Origin of the sequence: Paenibacillus sp. FSL H7-689 (genome assembly GCF_000517905.1) — a bacterium.
GTDB classification, from domain to species: Bacteria; Bacillota; Bacilli; order Paenibacillales; family Paenibacillaceae; genus Paenibacillus; species Paenibacillus amylolyticus.
Map to the genome: position 1 here is coordinate 1 of NZ_ASPU01000001.1, position 712 is coordinate 712.

The following is a 712-nucleotide window of genomic DNA, read 5'->3' on the forward strand; positions in this document are numbered from 1 at the left end:
ACCGTGGTGTAGTTGGCCTAACATGCCTGCCTGTCACGCAGGAGATCGCGGGTTCGAATCCCGTCGGTTCCGCCATTTAATCTTTACATGAGGCAAACTGTTCACTACATCTGCTGTATGGCACTGATGCCCTATATAAAGTGTAAGGAATTAAGATTAGACTTTATTATGGCTCGGTAGCTCAGTCGGTAGAGCAGAGGACTGAAAATCCTCGTGTCGGCGGTTCGATTCCGTCCCGAGCCACCATTTTCAAAACAATTTAATATGCCGGTGTAGCTCAACTGGTAGAGCAACTGACTTGTAATCAGTAGGTTGGGGGTTCAAGTCCTCTCGCCGGCACCATGTAATCCTGGAGGATTAGCGAAGTGGCCAAACGCATCAGACTGTAAATCTGCTCCCGTACGGGTTCGGTGGTTCGAATCCATCATCCTCCACCAGTTTTTAGGGGCATAGTTTAAAGGTAGAACAACGGTCTCCAAAACCGTTGGTGTGGGTTCAATTCCTGCTGCCCCTGCCAATTAAATTTTTAGAAAATAACCTTTTATGGCGGTCGTGGCGAAGTGGTTAACGCACCGGTTTGTGGATCCGGCATTCGGGGGTTCAATTCCCCTCGATCGCCCCTTTGTTTTTTCATTTTTTATTGGGGATTAGCCAAGCGGTAAGGCAACGGACTTTGACTCCGTCATGCATAGGTTCAAATCCTATATCCCCA

6 tRNA genes are annotated in these 712 nt (G+C 48.2%); all 6 read left to right on the forward strand.

From position 1 onward, the window contains the following. The first annotated feature begins 170 nt into the window (after positions 1–170). The 6 genes from C170_RS00010 to C170_RS00035 all read left to right on the forward strand — a co-directional run bounded on the left by C170_RS00010 (position 171) and on the right by C170_RS00035 (position 712). A tRNA-Phe gene (locus tag C170_RS00010) sits at positions 171–246 on the forward strand. Positions 247–266: 20 nt separating this feature from the next. After that, a tRNA-Thr gene (locus C170_RS00015) sits at positions 267–342 on the forward strand. Positions 343–351: 9 nt separating this feature from the next. Further along, a tRNA-Tyr gene (locus tag C170_RS00020) sits at positions 352–437 on the forward strand. A gap of 6 nt (positions 438–443) precedes the next feature. Next, positions 444–517 (forward strand) — tRNA-Trp (locus tag C170_RS00025). A 29-nt stretch (positions 518–546) separates the two neighbouring features. Next, a tRNA-His gene (locus tag C170_RS00030) sits at positions 547–619 on the forward strand. 22 nt (positions 620–641) lie between these two features. Continuing rightward, positions 642–712 (forward strand) — tRNA-Gln (locus C170_RS00035).